Here is an 18,149-nt window from a genome sequence, read left to right as displayed (position 1 = left end):
GGACGAGCCGCCGAGTGCATGGAAACCGCGTCGTGTCAATCCCCAATCTCGCTGCGGCTCAGCGCATTTCAGGCCTCTGACCTGCACGTATGCCGTCCCGCCCGATTCCGTGTGTCGGTCCGGGCGTGTTAAACTGGGGGTCGCGAAAGGGGCAAACAGCATATGGTTTTCAAGGTCGGAGAAACGGTCGTGTACCCCCACCACGGGGCTGCGCGCATCGAAGAGATCAACAAGCGCACCATCAAGGGCGTCGAGAAGCTCTACCTCAAGCTCAAGGTTGCCCAGGGAGACCTCGTCATCGAGGTGCCCGCAGAGAACTGCGACCTCGTCGGCGTGCGTGACGTCGTCGACAAGGCAGGCCTCGAGAAGGTGTTCGAGGTCCTCCGCGCCCCGTTCGCCGAGGAGCCGACCAACTGGTCGCGCCGCTTCAAGGCCAACCTCGAGAAGCTCGCGTCGGGCGACGTCATCAAGGTGGCCGAGGTCGTGCGCGACCTCTGGCGCCGCGACAAGGACCGCGGTCTGTCCGCCGGCGAGAAGCGCATGCTCTCCAAGGCCCGTCAGATCCTCGTGTCCGAGCTCGCGCTCGCCGAGAAGACCGACGAGGACAAGGCCGAGTCCATCCTCGACGAGGTCCTCGCGTCCTGAGCGGAGCATCGAGCTCCGTCGGTGTCGTCCTCGTCGCCGCAGGTCAGGGCACGAGGCTGAGGGCATCACAGCCCAAGGCGTTCGTCCGCGTCGCGGGCACCACGCTTCTCGAGCATGCGGTCCGCCGCGCGTTCGAGGCTGCCGACACCACCCAGATCGTCATCGTCGCGCCCGCCTCCCACCTCCGGGAGGCGGGCGCGCTCGTGTCCGCGCACCCGCGAGCCGGCGACGTCACGGTCGTCGCCGGTGGCGCGGAGCGCACGCACTCCGTGGCGGCCGGTCTCGCGGCCCTGCGCGACGACGTCGACGTCGTGCTCGTGCATGACGCGGCGCGGTGCCTGGCCCCGGCCTCGCTCTTCGACCGGCTCGTCGCCGCCGTGCGCGCCGGCGCCGACGCCGTCGTGCCCGGGCTGCCCGTGACCGACACGGTCAAGCAGGTCGACGCCGACGGGGTCGTCGTCGCGACGCCCGAGCGCTCGAGCCTGCGCGCCGTCCAGACCCCCCAGGCCTTCCGCCGCTCGATGCTCGTCGACGCGCACGCCTCGGGCGTCGAGGCCACCGACGACGCCGCCCTCGTCGAGCGGCTCGGCGGGCGGGTGCTCGTCATCGAGGGCGACGAGCTCGCGTTCAAGGTGACCACCGCCGCCGACCTCGAGCGCGCCGGTCGTATTCTCGGCCCGTGAGCCAGCCACCTGTCGCCCTCGTCACCGGAGGTGGCACCGGGATCGGTGCCGCCGTCGCCCGCCGCCTCGTCCAGGACGGGTATGCCGTCGTCGTCGCGGGCCGTCGCCGCGACCGGCTCGACGCCGTCGTCGCCGAGCTCGGGGGGTCCGTCACGGCGCTCGAGCTCGACGTCACCGACGCCGACGCCGTGGCTGCGGGCGTGGGTGGCCTCGACCGCCTCGACGTCCTCGTCAACAACGCCGGCGGCGCCATCGGGCTGAGCCCCGTTGAGAGCGGCGACCTCGCCGAGTGGGAGGCGATGTACGCCACCAACGTGCTCGGCACCGTCCGCGTGACCCAGGCGGCCCTCCCGCTGCTGCGCCGCTCGCCCCACGCGACGATCGTCAACGTCAGCTCGATCGCCGGCGAGCGGGTCTATGCCGGCGGCGGCGGCTACACCGCGGCCAAGCACGGCGAGTCGGTGGTTTCCGAGACGCTGCGCCTCGAGCTCAACGGTGAGCACGTCCGCGTCATCGACGTCCGCCCGGGCATGGTCCGCACCGAGGAGTTCTCGCTGACCCGCCTCCACGGCGACCGGGCCGCCGCCGACAAGGTCTACGAGGGTGTCGACCGCCCCCTCGTGGCCGACGACGTGGCCGCCTGCGTGGCGTTCGCGGTCGGGATGCCCCAGCACGTCAACATCGACACGCTCGTCGTCAAGCCGGTCGCCCAGGCGGCGCCGCACCTGCTCCACCGCGGCCCGATCGACTGGAAGGACGGGGCGTGACCTCCGACCTGCCCCGCACCGGGGTCGGCGTCGACGTCCACGCGCTGGCACCCGAGGGCTCCGAGCGTGAGCTGTGGGTCGCCGGGCTGCACTGGCCGGGGGAGCGCGGGCTCGACGGGCACTCCGACGCCGACGTCGCGGCCCACGCGGCCTGCGACGCCCTGTTCTCGGCCGCCGGCATCGGTGACCTGGGCGAGCACTTCGGCACCGACCGGCCCGAGCTGGCCGGCGCTTCGGGCACGACCCTCCTCGCGGAGGCCGCCCGGCTCGTGCGCGAGGCCGGGTTCGAGATCGGCAACATCGCGGTGCAGGTCATCGGCAACCGGCCCAAGATCGGCTCGCGCCGGGCCGAGGCGCAGCAGGTGCTGTCGCAGGCGTGCGGGGCGCCGGTGTCGGTGAGCGGCACGACGACCGACGGGCTGGGTCTCACCGGTCGGGGCGAGGGCGTGGCCGCCATCGCATCGGCCCTGCTCGCACCCGTCATCGCGGGCTGAGCAGACTCGGGGTAACGTCACAGGCAGTCCACCGCGACGTGTGCCGGCCGGCACACGCGGATCGACGCATGGGAGGGCTCAGTGCCACAGACCGTGAGGGGAGTCGTCGCCCTGTCCAAGGGCGCCGACGTCGAGGTCGTCGACATCGTCGTGCCAGACCCCGGCCCGGGTGAGGCGGTGGTCAGGATCGCCTCGTGCGGGGTGTGCCACACCGACCTGCACTACCGCGAGGGCGGCATCAACGACGAGTTCCCGTTCCTGCTCGGCCACGAGGCAGCGGGGGTCGTCGAGGCCGTCGGCGAGGGTGTCACCGAGGTGGCTCCCGGCGACTTCGTCGTCCTCAACTGGCGGGCCGTGTGCGGACAGTGCCGCGCCTGCCTCAAGGGCAAGCCCTGGTACTGCTTCAACACCGCCAACGCCACCCAGCGGATGACCCTCACCGACGGCACCGAGCTGTCGCCCGCCCTGGGCATCGGCGCCTTCATCGAGAAGACCCTCGTCGCCGCCGGGCAGTGCACCAAGGTCGACCCCGAGGCCGACGCTGCCGCGGTCGGGCTCCTGGGCTGCGGTGTCATGGCCGGCTTCGGCGCGGCCGTCAACACCGGTGGCGTCCAGCGTGGTGACTCCGTCGCCGTCATCGGGTGCGGCGGTGTCGGCAACGCGGCCATCGCCGGTGCCCGCACCGTCGGAGCGACGACGATCATCGCGGTCGACGTCGACGACGCCAAGCTCGAGACCGCCCGCACCTTCGGCGCCACCCACACCGTCAACGGCAAGGACGAGGACGTCGTCGAGCGCGTCCGCGAGCTCACCGGCGGCTTCGGCGCCGACGTGGTCGTCGAGGCCGTCGGCCGCCCCGAGACCTACGAGCAGGCGTTCTACGCGCGAGACCTCGCCGGGACGGTCGTGCTCGTCGGTGTCCCGACCCCCGACAAGCAGGTCACCCTGCCGATGATCGAGATCTTCGGCCGCGGCGGCGCCCTCAAGTCGAGCTGGTACGGCGACTGCCTGCCCAGCCGCGACTTCCCGATGCTCGTCGACCTCTACCGCCAGGGCCGCTTCGACCTCGACGCGTTCGTGTCCGAGCGGATCGCCCTCGACGAGGTGGAGTCCGCGTTCGACAAGATGGAACGCGGAGAGGTCCTGCGCTCGGTGGTGGTCCTGTGATGCCGCGGCCGGCGGACGCGTCGACCATCGCGCCCTCGCACGGCGGGGTTCGCGTCGACCGGGTCGTCACCTCGGGGACGTTCGAGCTCGACGGTGGGTCGTGGGAGGTCGACAACAACGTCTGGGTCGTCGGTGACGAGCGCGAGTGCGTCGTCGTCGACGCCGCCCACGACGCCGACGCGATCCTCGCGGCCGTCGCCGGTCGCAAGGTCCGCGCCATCCTGCTCACCCACGGGCACAACGACCACGTCAACGTGGCCAACGAGCTCAAGGAGCGCACCCGCGCCAACGTCCACCTCCACCCGCTCGGCCGGGTCGTGTGGGCGCTCACCCAGGACGGCGCCCCCGACTCCACCCTCGCCGACGGCCAGGAGTTCCACGTCGGAGACGTCACGCTCCGCGTCATGCACACCCCGGGCCACTCGCCGGGCAGCTGCTCCTTCCACGCCCCCGCCCTCCACGTCGTCTTCACCGGCGACACCCTCTTCAACGGTGGGCCGGGAGCGACCGGTCGCTCGTTCAGCAGCTTCGACACGATCATCGAGTCGATCCGCACCCGCCTCCTCACCCTCCCGCCGGGCACCGTCGTCCTCACCGGGCACGGTGACGCGACGACGATCGGGGACGAAGCACCCCACCTCGACGAGTGGATCGCCCGCGGCCACTGAGCCGATGACCCGTATGCCGGGTGGTCCGGAGGCGTGCGTGCCGCCGGTACCCTTGTGCGGGTGACTCTCAGACTGTTCGACTCCCAGTCGCGCGCCCTGCGCGACTTCGTCCCGCTGCAGCCAGGCCGGGCCGGGATCTACATCTGTGGGCTCACGACCCAGGCCCCTCCGCACATCGGGCACGTGCGCTTCGCCGTGGCGTTCGACGTGCTCCGGCGCTGGCTCGTGCGTGGGCACGGCTACGACGTCACGCTCGTGCGCAACGTCACCGACCTCGACGACAAGATCCTGCGCAGGTCGGCCGAGTCCGGCGAGGACTGGTTCGCGCTCTCCTACCGCAACGAGGTCGCCACGTCCGAGGCGCTGCGGCTGCTCGGCGTGCTGCCCCCCACCTACGAGCCCCGCGCGATGGGCCACATCCCCGAGATGGTCGAGCTCATGCAGACCCTCGTCGAGCGGGGCCACGCCTACCCGGCCGAGGACGGCTCGGGTGACGTCTACTTCGACGTCCGGTCGTGGCCGGCATACGGGGAAGTGACGAACCAGAAGATCGACGACATGGCCGCGGCCGAGGACGCCGACCCGCGCGGCAAGCGCGACCCGCGCGACTTCGCCCTGTGGAAGGGGAGCAAGGCCGACGAGCCCGCGTCCGCGAGCTGGCCGACCCCGTGGGGTCGTGGCCGACCGGGCTGGCACCTCGAGTGCTCGGCGATGGCTCGCAAGTACCTCGGCGACGCCTTCGACATCCACGGTGGCGGCGTCGACCTGCGCTTCCCGCACCACGAGAACGAGCAGGCGCAGTCGCGCGCGGCGGGCCTGCCGTTCACCTCGATGTGGATGCACAACGCCTGGGTCACCATCAGCGGCGAGAAGATGAGCAAGTCGCTGGGCAACAGCCTGCTCATCCACGAGGTCACCAAGAAGGCCCGCCCGCTCGCGGTCCGCTACTACCTCACCGCCGCCCACTACCGCTCGATGATCGAGTTCCACGAGGGCTCGCTCGCCGAGGCCGAGGCCGCGGTCGACCGCATCGAGGGCTTCCTGCGCCGTGCGCTCGGCGCCGGATCGGCCCTGCCGACCGGCGACGAGACGCTGCCCGACGAGTTCGTCGAGGCCATGGACGACGACCTGGGCGTCTCCGGTGCGCTCGCGGCCGTCCACGAGGCCGTGACGCGGGGCAACACCGCGCTGGACGAGGGCGAGAGCGACGAGGCCCGTGAGCTCGCCGGGCTCGTCGTCGCGATGACCGACATCCTCGGGGTCAACCCGCTGGACCCGGCCTGGTCGAGCGACGACAGCTCCTCCAGCGACGCGTTCGCCGCCCTCGAGGTGCTCGTGCGTGAGCGGCTCACCGCCCGCACCGCGGCGCGCTCGGCCCGCGACTGGGCGTCGTCGGACGCCATCCGTGACGAGCTCAAGGCAGCGGGCATCACGATCGAGGACACCGCGACCGGCGCCCGCTGGTCGTTGACCCGAGGACGAGGGGAGTAGTCGTGGCAGGCAACAGCCAGCGACGTGGCGCCATCCGCAAGGGTGGCAAGAAGGCACCCACCGTCGGGTCCGGCGGTCAGCGCCGCAAGGGCCTGGAGGGTCGGGGTCCGACCCCCAAGGCCGAGGAGCGTCCGTACCACAAGGCCCATGCGACGGCGAAGGCCTCGGAGCGTCGCTCCGGTGGCGGTCGCCCGACCGGTGGGCGCAAGGCGAAGGCGTCGAGCGAGGTCGTCGCCGGCCGCAACTCGGTGCTCGAGGCGCTGCGCACCGATGTCCCGGTGACGACGATGTACGTCGCCGGTCGGATCGACAGCGACGACCGCGTGCGCGAGGCGCTCAAGATCGCCACGGAGCGCAGCATTCCCATCCTCGAGACCCCCCGTGGTGAGCTCGACCGTCTCACCGACGGTGCGGTCCACCAGGGGCTGGCGCTCCAGGTGCCGCCCTACCAGTACGCCCACCCGAGCGACCTCATCGACCCCGAGATGCCCGGCATCCCGCTCGTCGTCGCGCTCGACGGCATCACCGACCCGCGCAACCTCGGCGCCATCGTGCGCTCCGTCGCCGCGTTCGGTGGCCACGGCGTCGTCGTCCCCGCCCGTCGCTCGGTCGGCATGACGGCCTCGGCGTGGAAGACGTCGGCCGGTGCGGCCGCCCGCATCCCGGTGGCCCAGGCGACCAACCTCACCCGCGCTCTCGAGGACTACCGCAAGGCCGGCTTCTTCGTCGTCGGCCTCGACATGGACGGGGACGTCGAGCTGCCCGACCTCGAGCTCGCCGACGAGCCGCTCGTCGTCGTGGTCGGCTCCGAGGGCAAGGGTCTGTCGCGTCTCGTTCGCGAGACCTGCGACCAGATCGTCTCGGTGCCGATGTCGTCGGCGGTCGAGTCGCTCAACGCGGGCATCGCGACCGGCGTCACGCTCTACGAGGTCGCCCGTCGACGTCGTCGCTGATCAGCGGGCCAGGACGAAAGCGCGGATCGCTCGATGACCCCGTGCGTCTTGCTCGACGGCGCGGTGACCTGTGCCACGATGTCCCGCAGTCGGGGAACCCGACCAGGGGGGTTCACGCCCCACTCGAGAATCGTCGTCTCAGCGAGAGGGACCAAGAATGTCTGACTACGGAAGCACCCCGCCGCCCCCGCCCCCCGGTGACGGTGGCTCGACGCCTCCGCCCCCGCCCAGCGGTGGTGGCTACGACGGTGGCGCCTACGGTGCTCCGCCGCCGCCCGCCGGTGGCTACGGTGGCGCCCCGGCAGGTCCGCCGCCCGGCAACAACCTCGTCCTCGCGATCCTCGGCCTGCTCTGCTGCTGGCCGATCGGCATCCCCGCCGTCGTCTTCGCCGCGCAGGTCAACGGCAAGTGGAACTCCGGCGACCAGGCCGGCGCCGTCGAGGCGGCCGCCAAGGCCAAGAAGTTCGCGACCATCGCGCTCGTCCTCGGCATCATCGTGACGATCATCTACATCGTCCTCATCGCCGTCGGCGCGGTGAGCTCGAGCTCGTCGGGTATGTGATCTCGACGTCCTTGACGCAGCGTCCGGCGCTCCCGCTCACCGACTCGTCGGTCGGGCGGGGGCGCCGCCTGCTGTGGCCGGCGGTCTCGGCCGTCGGCGCGACCGGCTTCGTGCTCGTCGCCCACCTCGTGGACCCCAACCAGCCCGGCAACTACCCGACGTGCCCGTGGCTCGCCCTCACGGGCACGTTCTGCCCCGGCTGCGGCACGCTGCGCGCCACGCACGCCCTCAGTGAGGGCCATGTGCTCGAGGCGTTGCAGCGCAACCCCCTCACCGTGGCTGCCTTCACGCTCATGGTCCTCGGGTTCGTCCGGTGGACACGTCGCCAGTGGCGCGGTGAGCAGCGGATGACCGCGGCGCCGGCGTGGCTGCTCTACGGCCTCTTCTGGGCGATCATGGCGTTCTGGATCCTGCGCAACGTCCCCGGCTGGACCTGGCTCTCACCCAGCTGAGCCCGACCTCTTGCTCGAGTGGGACCGGCCGAGGCCGCTGCGCAGCCTCGACACGGTCCCACTCGGGCCACCAGTCGCACGGGGTCAGGACTTGGGGACCTCGATGACGGTCGAGTGCACGACCTTGTCGGCCAGCGTCTGCTTGTTGTCGTCCCAGAGCATCCAGAGGTAGCTCAGGTAGAAGACCTGGTTGATGAGACCGCCGAGCAGCTCGCGCAGGAACGCCTGGAGCGCGCCGATGGGCTGGCCGCTCTGGTCGCCGACGAGCTTGAGGCCCATGACCTTCTTGCCGATGCTCTGTCCGGTGCGACCCATCCGGAAGACGCGGTTCCAGAGCTGGAGGCCGATCATGAGCAGCGCGCCGAGGCCCATGAGGATGCCGCCCGTGGCGGCCATGCCGCCGTTCCCCGTGCCCTCCACGGCGTAGCCGTCGATGTCGGTGTCGGGCACGGCCGCGATGAGCAGCACGATCCCGATGAGGAACGGGACGAGGCCGAGCAGGGTGATGAGCGTGTCGATGATGAGTGCGCCCGCCCGCGCCCCGAAGCCCGCGACCCTGCCGAAGTTCTGCTCGACGTAGGCCTTCGACCCGGGCCACACCTGACCTCCGCCGTAGGGGTTCATGCCGGGCGCGGCCTGGTACCCCGGTGCGCCGGACGCACCGGGTGCGCCACCGGCATACGGCTGCGGCTGCTCGGGCTGCGGGGGCTGACCCGGCTCGCGGTGCCACGACGGCGGCTCCGGGCGGTACCGCTCGGAGGGCGTGTCGGCGGTCGGCGCCTGCGCGGGCGGCAGGGGCTGCGACGGCGGCAGCGGCTGCACGGGCGGCTGCGCGGGCGGCTGCTGGTTCGGGTCGTACGGCTCGGACATGCGGGTGCTTCCCCCTGTGGGATCTCGTGCTGGACGCCCTGATCCTAGTGACGGGTGGGGCGTGCGTCCGGGAGGCCGCTCAGTCGGCGATGACGGGCATCTCGATGGTGTCGACCCCCACGACCGAGGCCTCGTCGGGCTTGGTCGGCAGGATCGAGCGGACGTAGTCCTCGATGGCTCGCTCGATCGGCACGTCCTGCTGCTCGCGCTCGGCCATGTACCAGCGGTGCTCGAGCACCTCGTGGAAGAGCTCGGCGGGCTCGAGCTTGCCGGACAGCTCGCGAGGCACGCGCCGGGTGATGGGCTCGTAGATCCGGGTGAGCCAGTCGTGCGCGACGAGCTCCTCGTCGTCGTTCTGCCGGTCGGTCGAGGCGCGGTAGCTGTCGAGGTCGTTGAGCAGGCGCCGGGCCTGGCCCTCACCGACGTCGAGCCCGGTGAGCCGCAGCAGCCGGCGGGAGTGGTGGCCGGCGTCGACGACCTTGGGCTGGATGCTGATCGAGGTGCCGTCGATGTCGGTGGTGATGGCGAGCTCGTCGACGTCGAACCCGAGGACGTTGAGGCGGCGGATGCGCTCCTCGACCCGCCAGCGCTCGCCGGTGTCGAACTCCTCGGTGGCGGTGAGCTCGGCCCACAGCTCCTCGTAGCGGGTGACGATGCGGTTCGAGATCTCGACGGGGTCGATCGAGACGTCCAGCAGCTCGCCGGCCTGGAGGTCCATGAGCTCGCCGGCGATGTTGACGCGGGCGATGTCGAGGTCGTGGGCGCGCTGGCCCTTGGTGAGGTTGGGGAAGAGCTCGCCGGTCTCGGCGTCGACGAGCCAGGCGGCGAAGCTGCCCGCGTCCCGCCGGAAGAGGGTGTTGGACAGCGACACGTCGCCCCACCAGAACCCGGTGAGGTGCAGCCGGACGAGCAGCACCGCGAGGGCGTCGATGAGGCGGGTCTCGGTGCCCGGTCGCAGGCCCTGCGAGAACAGCGCGCGGTAGGGCAGCGAGAACTTGAGGTGGCGGGTGAGAAGGCACGCGTCGAGGGGCGTCCCGTCGGCGGACACCCGCCCGCTGACGATCCCGAACGGCTCCACCGCGGGCTGGTCGAGGCGGCGCAGGTTGCGCAGCATGGCGTACTCGCGACGGGCGATGTCCTCCTTGATCTCCTTGACGGCGAGGACGCGCCCGGACAGCTTGACGAACCGGACGACGTGCCGGGAGATGCCGCGGGGGAGGGCGGCGAGGAGGTCCTCGGGCCAGTCCTCCAGCGGCGTCGACCACGGCAGGTCGAGCAGGGCCGGGTCCGGTCGGGCGGTGGTGATCTGCAGGGCCATCGGCTACCTCCGGCGGGGAACCACGGACGGGAAACGCTTCAGGGGTGCCAGGCGCACGGCATACCGAGCTCCTGGCACCCCCGAAGATGCAGCGTGTGGCGTCAGTGGCTCAGACGAGCGCCCGACTCCGCGTTGAACACGTGCATGTGGCTCGAGTTGGGCTGGACCCAGATCTTCTCGCCCTTCATCGGGACCCGACGGCCGTCGACGCGCGCGATGAACGGCTTGACGAGCGAGTCGTCGCCGCCCTCGAGCTTGATCGCGTCGTCGGTGGGCGTGCCGTAGACGTAGGCGTCGGCGCCGAGCTCCTCGACGACGTCGACCGTGAGCTCGAGACCGTCGCCCTCGTTGCCGACCTCGACGTCCTCGGGACGGACGCCCACGATGACGTTGCTGCCGCCACCGGCGAGCGAGTCACGCTCGACGGGGAGGGTGTGCGAGCCGAACTTCACGCCGCCGTCGGCGACCGGCACCGACACGAGGTTCATCGCGGGCGAGCCGATGAAGCCGGCGACGAACACGTTGGCGGGGGAGTCGTACATCTCGCGCGGGGTGGCGCACTGCTGGAGGATGCCGTCCTTGAGCACCGCGATGCGGTCACCCATCGTCATGGCCTCGGTCTGGTCGTGCGTGACGTAGACCGTGGTGACGCCGAGACGACGCTGCAGCGAGGCGATCTGCGTGCGGGTCTGCACGCGGAGCTTGGCGTCGAGGTTGGACAGCGGCTCGTCCATGAGGAAGACCTGGGGCGAGCGGACGATCGCGCGACCCATGGCGACGCGCTGGCGCTGGCCACCGGAGAGGGCCTTGGGCTTGCGGTCGAGGTACTGGGTGAGGTCGAGGATCTTGGCTGCCTCCTCGACGCGCTTGCGGATCTCGCCCTTGTCGACGCCGGCGATCTTGAGCGCGAAGCCCATGTTGTCGGCGACGCTCATGTGCGGGTAGAGCGCGTAGTTCTGGAAGACCATGGCGACGTCGCGGTCCTTGGGGGACAGGTTGGTGACGTCGCGGTCACCGATCCAGATCTTGCCGCCGTTGACCTCCTCGAGGCCGGCGAGCATGCGCAGGGAGGTGGACTTGCCACATCCGGAGGGGCCGACGAGGACGAGGAACTCGCCGTCCTGGATGTCGATGTTGAGCCGGTCGACCGAGGGCGTGTCGTTGCCGGGGTAGACCCGGGTCGCTTCGTCGAACTTCACAGTTGCCATGGCGTCATTGCCTTCCTTCACCGGCAGGAACGTGCCGGACGATCCGTTGTAAAGGGGAAACCCGCCGACGTCCGTGTCGGCGGTTGTGGTCAGCATGCCGTATGCCGTCCGCTCCTGTCACGCGCAGCCACGGGTCGGGCGTGCGGGGACTCCCGGAAGTCTGGCGCGGTCCGGTCGGGAGCACTACCGTCGGGTCATGAGGATCTCCGACGTCGTGAAGCGCAAGGGAGGCACCGTCGTCACGGTGCGCTCCGACGCCAGTGTCACCGACCTCCTCGACCTGCTGGCCGAGCACCGCATCGGCGCCGTGGTCGTGAGTGACGACGGCTCGACCATCGCCGGCATCGTCAGTGAGCGTGACGTCGTGCGCCACCTCCAGCAGCGTGGCGCGGCGGTGCTCGACGAGGCCGTCTCCGAGATCATGACGTCCGAGGTGCAGACCTGCTCACCCGAGGACGAGCTCACCGATCTCGAGCACACGATGACCGAGAACCGCTTCCGCCACGTGCCCGTGCTCGTCGACGGCAAGCTCGCGGCGATCGTGAGCATCGGTGACGTCGTCAAGCACCGGATCACCGACCTCCAGGCCGAGCGCGACCAGCTGAGCGCCTACATCCAGCAGTAGCCGCGCCGCGGCCGTGAGCCGTGGGCCGAGTCAGAGGAGCTCGGCGAGCATCGCCGCCGCGCGGGCCGCACCGTCGGTCTCGACCGGGCGGTAGTCGACGTCCCGGCCGAGCTCCTTGACGAGCATGGCGGCGAGGGCGTCCGGGTCCGTGGCGAGCGCGTAGTCCAGGCAGGTCCCCGCGCGGTACTGCTCGAGCCGGCGCCGGACGTGGAAGTTCTGCTCGAAGTGGTGGCGCAGCGGCACGTGGAGGAAGGGCTTGCGCAGCGCCGTGAGCTCCATGCAGGTCGTGAGTCCCCCCTGGGTGAGCGCGACGTCGCACGCGGCGAGGTGCTTGGTGAGGTCCGGGACGTAGCCGACGACCTCGACCCCGTCGGTCACCGGGAGCGAGCCCGGCTCGATGCGCGGCCCCGTGACGACGACGAACCGCAGCTCCGGCACGAGCCGTCGTGCGAGCGGTGCCGCGTCGAGCACCCTTCTCAGCAGGGGCAGCCCGACGCCCGAGCCCCCGACGGACACCACGCAGACCCGCTCGTCCGGCTCGAAGCCGAGCCGGGCCCGCAGCGCCTCGCCGTCGTGGGCCGACGGGTCGAAGCCCGTGACGTAGCCGGCGAAGTCGAACTCGCCCTCGGTCCACGCGCGGATCGACGGCAGGCCGGGCCCGAAGGTGTCGGGGACGATGTCGGCGGGGCTCCCGACGAAGATCGAGCGGTCGCGCAGCCCACGGAACCGGGCCCGCTGCTCGATCATCTCGGCGTTGAGATCGGCTGTGAGACAGGCCTCCTCGTCTCCACCGTCCGGCATCGGCAGCCAGCCGACGAAGTCCGTGAACCATGCATAGGTCGCGCGCTTGAGCTCCGGGTTCTCGTGGAGGAAGTAGTCGATGTCCCACGCCTCGTCGCCGATGACGAGGTCGAACGCCTCCCGTTCCATGAGCTCGTCGAACACCATGAAGTTGTTGACAAGGATCTCGTCCATCCGGCGCAGCGCGCGGAACGCGTGCAGGTCGTGCTCACCGGACTCGCTCTCGATGTGGCCCGACTCGCTGGCGAGGTGCGCCGACGCCGGGTGCACCGACTCCCCGCGCGCGGCCAGCACCCGGGTCACCGGGTCCTGGGCCAGCCACTGGACGTCGAGGTCGGGGTGCAGCAGACGCAGCTCGTCGGCGACGGCGAGGTCGCGGCGCGCGTGCCCGAGACCGATGGGCGAGGAGATGTAGAGGGCACGCCTGCGTCGTGACGCCGCCCGGACACGGGTCCTCCGGCTCCCCGCGCCACCGGGAGCGGCAGCGGTGGTGGGGCGCACGGCATACGGGTCGAAGCGTTGCGCGAAGCGCCGGATCTCGTGGTTGACGAGGACCGGGTCACGCGCGAGCGGCCCGTGGCCGGAACCCTCGACGACGACGAGCTCCCCACCGGTGAGCTCGGCGAGGCGCTCGCCGTACTGGAGCCCGCGGATGCGGTCGTCCGAACCGTGCAGCACGGTGACGGGCTGGGTGACCCGCCGGCAGAGGTCCTCGATGTCGGAGCACACGGCGCCGTCGCAGCCGATCCGCCCGGCTGTCGTGTCGGCCAGGGTCTGCGGCGAGATCTGGTGACCCCACGCGACGGCGTCCTCGATCTGCTTGGTCGAGTGCGGCTCGCTGAACATCTGCCGGAAGAAGAAGCGGACGAAGTCGTCGTAGTCGCCCTCGAGCCAATAGTGCTTGTTGTACTTCTCCCAGCCGTGCGCGCTCGGCAGGCGCTCGTCCCACGGGACGGAGTCGCGGTGCGGGTCCTCGAGCCGGAAGCCGCACGACGGCGCGATGGCGAAGAGGCCGAGGACGCGCTCCGGGTGGCTCGTCGCGACGTGCACCGACCAGGCACCGCCGCACGACAGCGACACCAGGACGGCCCGGTCGACACGCGCGGCGTCCATGACGGCGACGGCGTCCGCGGCGTACTCCTCGTTCGTGTATGCCGTGGCACCGGTCGGGCGCCCGGAGGCGCCGCTGCCGCGCCCGTCGAAGGTGACGACCCGGAAGTGGCGGGCGAGGTAGGGGACCTGGGCCCTCCAGATGCGCGACGGGACGATCGACCAGGTCGGCATGAGCAGGAGGGTCGTGGCCCCCGACCCGAACGACTCCCAGGCGAGGTCGACGCCGTCACGGGTGGTGACTCCCGTGGCCTCGGGCAGCCGGGCCCGGCTGCCGGGGCCGGCCGCGTCGCCGAGCCGGGTGCCGTCGGTGGGGGCCACGGCGGTCACTTCCTGACCTCGAACACGTTGTTGAACGGGGTGGTGGCCGCGATCCGGAACGAGCCGAACCCGGCGGTGGTCACGATGTCGCGGATGCGGGCCGGACCGGCCTGGGTGCCGATGGCCAGCCCGACGTCCTGCGACAGGGACGCGGGGGTGCAGAGCAGGGTGGAGAACCCATAGTAGGCCCGGCCCACGGGGTTGAGGTTGTCCTCGACGTGGTCCCCGGCGACGGGTTCGACGACCATCCACGTGCCGTCGTCGGCGAGCGCGTCGTGGACGCGGCGGGCGGCTCCGACGGGGTCACCCATGTCGTGCAGGGCGTCGAAGGTCGTCACGAGGTCGAAGCCCGACCCGGTGAGGCCGGTTGCCGGGGTGACCTCCCACCGGATGCGTTGCGCGACACCGGCTTCGGCCGCCCGCTCGCGCGCCACCTCGATCGACGGGCCGTGGACGTCGGAGCCGACGAAGGTCGAGCTCGGGAAGGCCTGGGCCATGAGGATCGTCGACGAGCCGTGGCCGCAGCCGAGGTCGTGCACCGACCCGCCGGCCTCCAGCCGCTCGACCACGCCGTCGAGGGCCGGGAGCCACTGCGTGACGAGGTTCGTGGCGTACCCGGGGCGGAAGAAGCGCTCGCAGCCGTCGTGCACGTCGCTGTTGTGCTCGCCCCAGCCGAGACCGTCCCCGTCCCGTGCCTTGTCGATGATGCGGTCGGCGTCGCGCACCGTGCCGAACGCGATCTGGAAGAAGCCGGGGAGGTATGCCGGGCTGGTCGGGTCGGTGAGGGCCACGGCGTGCTCGGCGGGGAGGGTGTAGGTGCGCGTCTCCGGGTCGTAGGTCACGAACCCGCCCGCCGCCTGGGCGCCCAGCCACTCCGTGGCGTAGCGCTCGCCCGTCCCCGTCCTCCGGGCGAGGTCCGGCGCCTCGAGCGGCCCGTGGTCGGCCAGGGCCCGGTAGTAGCCGAGCTTGTCGCCCATGACGACGAGGGCGCAGTTGAGCGCGGCGCCGACCTCGTCGACGGCGCGGAACACGAAGCCCATGAGGGCGTCCATGTCGATGGCAGGGGTGGTGGTGTCGATGCTCATGGGGTGCTCCTCACGTCGGTGGCCCGGGCGGGTGCCACGGCCTCTGCTGCCGAGGGTGGCGCCGGGCGGGCGCGGCTCGCATCAGGGGACCCCCCTGGTCCTTCGTCGCGCAGGCGCCCCGGCCCTAGCATCAGAAGGTGCTGATGGGCCGGGAGGACGAGCAGCGCACCCTCGACGCGCTGGTCTCCGGTGCGCGCGTGGGGCAGAGCGGGGTCCTCGTCCTCAGCGGTGACGCGGGCATCGGCAAGAGCGCCCTCGTCGCGGACACCCTCGAGCGGGCCACCGGCTTCCGTGTCCTGCGGTGCGTGGGCACGCCGGCCGAGCGCGAGCTGCCCTTCGCAGGCCTCGCCCGTGTCCTGCACCCGATACTGCCCTCCCTGGACGACCTGCCGGAGCCACAGGCACACGCTCTCGGCGTCGCGCTCGCCCTGCGCTCGGAGGGGGTCGCCGACCGGTTCGCGGTGTCGGCGGCGGCGCTGACCCTCGTCACCCGGGCGGCCGAGTCCGGGCCGCTCGCGGTCGTCGTGGACGACGCCCACCTCCTCGACACGTCGTCGGCGCAGGCCCTCGCGTTCGTCGCGCGGCGCGTGCTCGTCGACTCGGTGCTCGTCCTCGTCGCCGTCCGGACGGGTGAGGCCGAGGCGTGGGGCGACCTCCCGACGCTGCACCTCGGACCGATCGCTGCTGACGCGGCCGAGCGGCTCGCCGACGACGTCGCCCCCACCGCCCTGACGGCCGACCAGCGGCGTCGGGTGGCCGACGGCGGTGCGGGCAACCCCCTCGCCATCCGGGCGCTCGCGCAGGAACCCGAGGTCCTCGGCGCGGGCCCGTTCACCCACGCACTGGAGGTGCCGCAGGTCGTCGCCGACGCCTTCGCACGACGGGTCGCGGGCCTGGACCCGGATCAGCTGCGAGTGCTGCGCGTCGTGGCAGTGACCGGCGGGGACCTCCCGACGGTCGCCGGCGTCTGCCGGTCGCTCGGCGTGCCCCTCGACGGACTCGAACGGGCCGAGGAGCTGAGGATCGTCACGCTGACCGCCTACCGAGTCGACTTCACCCACCCGCTCGTCGGGTCGGCGGTGCTCGCGGGGATCCCACCGGGTGAGCGCCGCCGGCTGCACGCCCTCGCGGCCCGGGCCGTGGCCCCGGGCGAGACCGACCGTCGTGCCTGGCACCGGAGCGAGGCGACGCTGGGGCTCGACGACGACGTGGCGGTCGAGCTCGACGAGGTGGGCCACCGTGCGTCGGCGCGTGGGGCGTTCGCGGTGGCCTCGTCCGCGCACGAGCGGGCCGCCACCCTCTCGACGGACGCCGCGGCACGGGCCCGGCGGTTCCTCGCGGCCGGTGAGGCGGCGTGGCTGGCAGGCGAGGACTCGCGCGCCCCGTCTCTGCTGGACGAGGCCGTGCGGCACGCCCCGGACCCGGTGCAGCGGGCACGCGCTCGCGCCATGGCGGGGCAGGTCGCCGCGCGTGGTGGCTCCCTCGAGGAGGCGCGCGACCTCCTCCTGGCCGCCGCGTCCGAGGCGGAAGAGGGCGCGCCGGACGAGGCCGTCGTCATGTATGCCGCGGCCATCGACTCGTGCTTCTACCTGCTCGACGCCCGGTCCGCGCTCGCGGCGGCCGCCCGGCTCCCGGGGCTCGTCGCCCGCACCGGTGAGGACGCGCCGGGCCACGGGGGCACGAGCGCGTCGATCGCCTCGATCGCCTCGATCGCCACCGGGATGGCGCGCGGGCTGGCCGGTGAACCGGGCCTCGAGGCGCTGCGCGCCGGCGTCGAAGGGCTCGTGGCGCAGGGCGAGCCCACGCCCCAGGAGGCCGACTGGGCCCTCACGGGTCTGCTGTACCTCCGAGAGGTCGGCGACGTCCGCGACCTGCTGCGCGAGAGCATCGAGGCCCGGCGCCGCAGCTCGGAGGTCGGGCACCTGCCCCACCTGCTCTTCCACCTCGCCCGCAGTGACGCGACGACCGACCGGTGGTCGTGGGCGGAGGCGCTCTACGGCGAGGCCGTCGACCTCGCCCGGGAGTTCGGCCAGCTCACTGAGCTCGGGGCGTCGCTGGCCGGCCTCTCCCAGCTCCTGTCCCGGCAGGGGCGGTCGGACGAGTGCCGGCGGCTGGCGGCCGAGGCCTCCGGGGTGGGGGAGCGGCGCGACCTCAGGCTCGCGTCGGTGTGGGCCGGCTTCGCCGTCGCCGAGCTCGACCTCTCGCTGGGTGACGTCGACTCCGCGATCACGGGGTTCAGCGCCGTGGCCCAGCAGCTCGACGCCTTCGACGTCGGCGACCCCGACCTGTCGCCTGCTCCCGATCTCGTCGAGGCGCTCCTGCGCAGGGGCGAGCGGGATCGCGCCCTGCAGGTGCACGACGCGTTCGTGGTGAGGGCACGACGCAAGGCCCGGCCCTGGTCGCTGGCGCGCGCTGCCCGGGCCTTCGCGCTGCTGGGCGACGACGACGAGCTCGACGAGCGGTTCGGTGCGGCCCTGCGCCTGCACGACGAGGGGCCCGACACCTTCGAGCGGGCCCGCACGCTCCTGCTCCTCGGTGCCCGCCTGCGCCGTGCTCGCCGCCGGGTCGAGGCCCGCGGCCCGCTCGAGGAGGCGCGGGCCGACTTCGAGCGGCTGGGCGCCCGGCTCTGGGCCGACGACGCGTCGGCCGAGCTCGAGGCGACCGGGCTCCGGGCCCGTGCCCGACGGGCCGGCCCGGTCCTCGACCTCACCGCCCGCGAGCTCCAGATCGCCGAGCTGCTCGGCGAGGGACGCACCACCCGTGAGGTGGCGGCAGCCCTCTTCCTCAGCCCCAAGACCGTCGAGTACCACCTGCGCCACGTCTACACGAAGCTCGACATCACCTCCCGGGCCGAGCTCCGCGACCGCCTGCCCGACATCGCGTCGCAGCCACATCCGTCACATCCGTAACACGCCGTCTCGGCGGTTCG

The 18,149-nt window shown here is 72.1% G+C and carries 17 protein-coding genes; 12 read left to right on the top strand and 5 right to left on the bottom strand.

The features are described from left to right. Positions 1-162: 162 nt before the first annotated feature. From KLO01_RS03735 to KLO01_RS03690, 10 genes are all read left to right on the top strand, one after another. The gene (locus tag KLO01_RS03735) at positions 163-645 is read left to right on the top strand and encodes a CarD family transcriptional regulator (RefSeq protein WP_035945327.1); all 483 of its coding nucleotides are present in this window, start codon (positions 163-165) and stop codon (positions 643-645) included. After that, positions 642-1,328: a 2-C-methyl-D-erythritol 4-phosphate cytidylyltransferase gene (gene ispD, locus KLO01_RS03730; protein ID WP_147062214.1), complete on the top strand. Its 687-nt coding sequence runs from the start codon at positions 642-644 to the stop codon at positions 1,326-1,328. Before KLO01_RS03735 ends, ispD begins: the two co-directional genes overlap by 4 nt. Continuing rightward, positions 1,325-2,095 carry an SDR family oxidoreductase gene (locus KLO01_RS03725; protein WP_147062212.1) on the top strand — a complete coding sequence of 257 codons (771 nt, stop codon included), beginning with the start codon at positions 1,325-1,327 and terminating at the stop codon, positions 2,093-2,095. Before ispD ends, KLO01_RS03725 begins: the two co-directional genes overlap by 4 nt. Then, complete coding sequence (ispF, locus tag KLO01_RS03720; protein WP_186827896.1) at positions 2,092-2,589, top strand: 2-C-methyl-D-erythritol 2,4-cyclodiphosphate synthase; 498 nt, start codon at positions 2,092-2,094, stop codon at positions 2,587-2,589. The genes KLO01_RS03725 and ispF overlap by 4 nt, the downstream gene beginning before the upstream one ends. 81 nt (positions 2,590-2,670) lie before the next feature. Further along, positions 2,671-3,756, top strand: coding sequence for an S-(hydroxymethyl)mycothiol dehydrogenase (locus KLO01_RS03715; protein ID WP_147062208.1), 1,086 nt, complete (start codon positions 2,671-2,673; stop codon positions 3,754-3,756). Then, positions 3,756-4,424, top strand: coding sequence for an MBL fold metallo-hydrolase (locus KLO01_RS03710; RefSeq protein ID WP_147062206.1), 669 nt, complete (start codon positions 3,756-3,758; stop codon positions 4,422-4,424). Before KLO01_RS03715 ends, KLO01_RS03710 begins: the two co-directional genes overlap by 1 nt. Before the next feature lie 60 nt (positions 4,425-4,484). Further along, entirely contained in the window at positions 4,485-5,915 is a 1,431-nt protein-coding gene (cysS, locus tag KLO01_RS03705) for a cysteine--tRNA ligase (protein WP_147062204.1), read from the top strand. A gap of 2 nt (positions 5,916-5,917) precedes the next feature. Next, a complete protein-coding gene (gene rlmB, locus KLO01_RS03700) occupies positions 5,918-6,868 on the top strand; it encodes a 23S rRNA (guanosine(2251)-2'-O)-methyltransferase RlmB (RefSeq protein WP_147062202.1) in 951 nt (316 codons plus the stop codon). Between the two features lie 157 nt (positions 6,869-7,025). Further along, on the top strand, positions 7,026-7,430 hold the full coding sequence (locus tag KLO01_RS03695) for a CD225/dispanin family protein (protein WP_147062200.1): 405 nt from the start codon (positions 7,026-7,028) through the stop codon (positions 7,428-7,430). 11 nt (positions 7,431-7,441) lie between these two features. Beyond that, positions 7,442-7,882: a DUF2752 domain-containing protein gene (locus KLO01_RS03690; protein WP_246136033.1), complete on the top strand. Its 441-nt coding sequence runs from the start codon at positions 7,442-7,444 to the stop codon at positions 7,880-7,882. 84 nt (positions 7,883-7,966) lie between these two features. Here the strand turns inward: KLO01_RS03690 and KLO01_RS03685 are convergent, their stop codons facing one another. From KLO01_RS03685 to KLO01_RS03675, 3 genes are all read right to left on the bottom strand, one after another. Continuing rightward, positions 7,967-8,752: an RDD family protein gene (locus tag KLO01_RS03685; RefSeq protein ID WP_147062196.1), complete on the bottom strand. Its 786-nt coding sequence runs from the start codon at positions 8,750-8,752 to the stop codon at positions 7,967-7,969. 79 nt (positions 8,753-8,831) lie between these two features. After that, positions 8,832-10,070: a DUF4032 domain-containing protein gene (locus tag KLO01_RS03680; protein WP_147062194.1), complete on the bottom strand. Its 1,239-nt coding sequence runs from the start codon at positions 10,068-10,070 to the stop codon at positions 8,832-8,834. A gap of 101 nt (positions 10,071-10,171) precedes the next feature. Next, entirely contained in the window at positions 10,172-11,278 is a 1,107-nt protein-coding gene (locus KLO01_RS03675) for an ABC transporter ATP-binding protein (protein ID WP_147062192.1), read from the bottom strand. 196 nt (positions 11,279-11,474) lie between these two features. Between KLO01_RS03675 and KLO01_RS03670 the strand changes: the two genes are divergently transcribed. Continuing rightward, entirely contained in the window at positions 11,475-11,903 is a 429-nt protein-coding gene (locus tag KLO01_RS03670; protein ID WP_147062189.1) for a CBS domain-containing protein, read from the top strand. A gap of 30 nt (positions 11,904-11,933) precedes the next feature. Here KLO01_RS03670 and KLO01_RS03665 read toward each other — a convergent pair whose 3' ends face one another. Both KLO01_RS03665 and KLO01_RS03660 read right to left on the bottom strand, forming a co-directional pair. Continuing rightward, positions 11,934-14,135, bottom strand: a complete 2,202-nt coding sequence (locus KLO01_RS03665; RefSeq protein WP_147062188.1) for an alpha/beta fold hydrolase — start codon at positions 14,133-14,135, stop codon at positions 11,934-11,936. Positions 14,136-14,140: 5 nt separating this feature from the next. Further along, on the bottom strand, positions 14,141-15,220 hold the full coding sequence (locus KLO01_RS03660) for a class I SAM-dependent methyltransferase (RefSeq protein WP_147062186.1): 1,080 nt from the start codon (positions 15,218-15,220) through the stop codon (positions 14,141-14,143). Between the two features lie 143 nt (positions 15,221-15,363). Here KLO01_RS03660 and KLO01_RS03655 point away from each other — a divergent pair, with 143 nt between their 5' ends. Next, positions 15,364-18,129: a helix-turn-helix transcriptional regulator gene (locus KLO01_RS03655; protein ID WP_246136077.1), complete on the top strand. Its 2,766-nt coding sequence runs from the start codon at positions 15,364-15,366 to the stop codon at positions 18,127-18,129. The last annotated feature ends 20 nt before the right edge of the window (positions 18,130-18,149 follow it).

This window comes from Knoellia locipacati (assembly GCF_007992835.1).
In the GTDB taxonomy this organism is placed as follows: Bacteria; Actinomycetota; Actinomycetes; order Actinomycetales; family Dermatophilaceae; genus Knoellia; species Knoellia locipacati.
Note: the sequence above shows the minus strand (reverse complement) of the source record. Positions and strands in the feature narration are given on the sequence as shown.

Excerpts from the sequence above, each read along its gene's own strand:
- KLO01_RS03680 (WP_147062194.1), bottom strand. The coding sequence starts at position 10,070 with ATGGCCCTGCAGATCACCACCGCCCGACCGGACCCGGCCCTGCTCGAC.
- KLO01_RS03670 (WP_147062189.1), top strand. The coding sequence starts at position 11,475 with ATGAGGATCTCCGACGTCGTGAAGCGCAAGGGAGGCACCGTCGTCACG.
- KLO01_RS03685 (WP_147062196.1), bottom strand. The coding sequence starts at position 8,752 with ATGTCCGAGCCGTACGACCCGAACCAGCAGCCGCCCGCGCAGCCGCCC.
- KLO01_RS03655 (WP_246136077.1), top strand. The coding sequence starts at position 15,364 with ATGGGCCGGGAGGACGAGCAGCGCACCCTCGACGCGCTGGTCTCCGGT.
- KLO01_RS03675 (WP_147062192.1), bottom strand. The coding sequence starts at position 11,278 with ATGGCAACTGTGAAGTTCGACGAAGCGACCCGGGTCTACCCCGGCAAC.
- KLO01_RS03695 (WP_147062200.1), top strand. The coding sequence starts at position 7,026 with ATGTCTGACTACGGAAGCACCCCGCCGCCCCCGCCCCCCGGTGACGGT.
- KLO01_RS03710 (WP_147062206.1), top strand. The coding sequence starts at position 3,756 with ATGCCGCGGCCGGCGGACGCGTCGACCATCGCGCCCTCGCACGGCGGG.
- KLO01_RS03735 (WP_035945327.1), top strand. The coding sequence starts at position 163 with ATGGTTTTCAAGGTCGGAGAAACGGTCGTGTACCCCCACCACGGGGCT.
- KLO01_RS03660 (WP_147062186.1), bottom strand. The coding sequence starts at position 15,220 with ATGAGCATCGACACCACCACCCCTGCCATCGACATGGACGCCCTCATG.